The sequence below is a fragment of the Wolbachia endosymbiont of Glossina morsitans morsitans genome, assembly GCF_000689175.1.
Taxonomy (GTDB): domain Bacteria; phylum Pseudomonadota; class Alphaproteobacteria; order Rickettsiales; family Anaplasmataceae; genus Wolbachia; species Wolbachia pipientis.
On record NZ_AWUH01000034.1, the window covers coordinates 1 to 2,233 of the forward strand.

Below are 2,233 nucleotides of genomic sequence, written 5' to 3' on the forward strand. Positions count from 1 at the left end.
ATGATGATAAAATAGATGCAGGTAATACCTTTAACAAGTAGTTGCGTTGAAAATAGTTCATATTTAGAAATTTTGAGTATATAATTATAAATGAATCATATAACCTGTAAACAATGCTTAGCGATATGAAATCGATAAGAAGTACAATTGAAGAGATAATAGATCAAAATAAAGGTCATGATATAGTAACTTTTGATGTGCAGAATAAAACCGTTATTGCAAAATATATGATTATTGCATCTGGTGATTCAAGCCGTCACGTTAAAGCTTTAGCTGAGCACGTAATAAAAAGCCTCAATCCACATGATAAAATAGATGTAGAAGGTATGGATGAAGGCAATTGGGTGGTTTTGAATTTTCAAGGCATAATGGTTCACATATTCAGGCCGGAAGTAAGGGAGTATTATAAAATAGAAGAGTTATGGAATTGATTATCCAGATAGCTGGTACACAATTGCACAAACGTTGTAGTTTTGAAGGCAACTCCTGCACAGGTAGTGGTGTCATGAAAGTAGCTGACACTGGAATCCAGTTTTTCATGCAATTTCATCGAAAACGTTGTATAGTGTGCTTGTTTATAATTAAGTTCCAGTGTCTGGGCACTGGCTTCTCTATTAGGGTTACCTTCGGCATTAATGACAGGACAGACTGGGGTTTATAAAATGAAACACGCATCTGAATTTTTAAATTTCATCCAAGAAAGAGGGTACCTATACCAATGCACAAACATTGAAGGACTAGATCAATTATTATTGCAGAGCAATTATATAGTTGCATACATTGGGTTTGATTGCACAGCACCAAGTCTTCATGCTGGTCACCTAATTCAGATTATGATGCTCTGTCACCTACAAAAATTTGGTTATAAGCCGATAGTCTTACTTGGAGGTGGCACAACAAAAATTGGTGACCCATCCTTCAAAGATAAAGCAAGAAGCATCTTGCCTGTAGAGAACATCAATCAAAATACATCCAGTATAAGGAGAATATTAGAGAAAATGGTGTCTTTTAATGACAGCAAGACTGGTGCAATGATAGTAAATAACGCAGATTGGTTGGATAACATAAAATACATAGATTTTTTGCGTGATATAGGAGCTTATTTTTCTGTAAATCGTATGCTAAGTTTTGATAGTGTGAAAACCAGGCTGGATAGAGAGCAAACCTTAAGCTTTCTGGAATTTAATTACATGCTATTGCAAGCTTACGACTTTATTGAATTAAACAGAAAATATGATTGTCGTCTGCAGATTGGAGGGTCAGACCAGTGGGGAAATATAGTAAACGGAATTGAACTTGGAAAAAAGTTGAATTTACCTGAGCTATTTGGCCTTACCATGCCTCTCTTATTAAATGCACAAGGAAAAAAAATGGGCAAAACTGAAAGTGGAGCAGTGTGGCTTGATGATAATATGCTAAAGCCTTACGACTACTGGCAATATTTTCGCAACGTTGATGATCAAGATGTTGGACGTTTTTTAAGATTGCTCACTGATGTGCCAATTGATGAGATTAGAAAATTAGAGTCTTTAAAGGATCAAGAAATAAATGAGGCAAAAAAGGTCTTGGCAACAGAAGTGACAAAAATATGTCATGGTGACAAAGAAGCGGAACTTGCACAATTTGCTGCAATTTCTGCTTTTGAGAATGAAGATAGCTCACTACTTCCTGATTACATCATAAAAAAAGAACAAGTTGCAAGCGGCATATCCTTAGTAGACCTACTACATGACACCGGTTTTGAACCTTCAAAAGGCGCTGCAAAGCGTTTAATACAGGGCAACGGATGCAAGATTAGTGATAATGTTGTAAACAATATTGATCATGTAATAAATTTCGAAAGCTTTAAAGATCAGCCATTTATAAGATTATCTGCAGGAAAGAAACGCCATATAAAAGTTGTGGTAGATCAGGTCTCGAAGTAAGAAAACAAATTTTATACAAGTGAGAAATTAGATATGGAGCAAATTTTCAAAATTCGAGAATTATGTATAAAACAACTGGAAAGATAGTAGGAAGCGAAATTCTATTATATATAGCTAAAGTGGCTTAGGTTTACCTACAATTTGAAAAACAACAAATTCGTCATTCCGCTACTCATTAGCGGAATCTATACCGAGAATGAATCCATAACTGTACGGACATTGCAATTTGGGCCTACCAGTAGGGCAATGCCTCTTATCCAAGTACCCTCTTCTTGTCATCCCAGTGCTTGACACTGGGATGGCTTTGT

The 2,233-nt window shown here is 35.8% G+C and carries 3 protein-coding genes; all 3 read left to right on the top strand.

Features of this window, described 5'->3' with window-relative positions:
* The first annotated feature begins 113 nt into the window (after positions 1 to 113).
* The 3 genes from rsfS to tyrS are packed head-to-tail and all read left to right on the top strand — an operon-like array spanning position 114 to position 1,925.
* Complete coding sequence (gene rsfS / locus WGMM_RS00965) at positions 114 to 431, top strand: ribosome silencing factor (protein WP_038248649.1); 318 nt, start codon at positions 114 to 116, stop codon at positions 429 to 431.
* Positions 422 to 661, top strand: coding sequence for a hypothetical protein (locus WGMM_RS00970; protein WP_038248653.1), 240 nt, complete (start codon positions 422 to 424; stop codon positions 659 to 661). The genes rsfS and WGMM_RS00970 overlap by 10 nt, the downstream gene beginning before the upstream one ends.
* Before the next feature lies 1 nt (position 662).
* Positions 663 to 1,925 (top strand): tyrosine--tRNA ligase, encoded by a 1,263-nt coding sequence (tyrS, locus tag WGMM_RS00975; RefSeq protein WP_038248656.1) that lies wholly within the window; start codon positions 663 to 665, stop codon positions 1,923 to 1,925.
* The last annotated feature ends 308 nt before the right edge of the window (positions 1,926 to 2,233 follow it).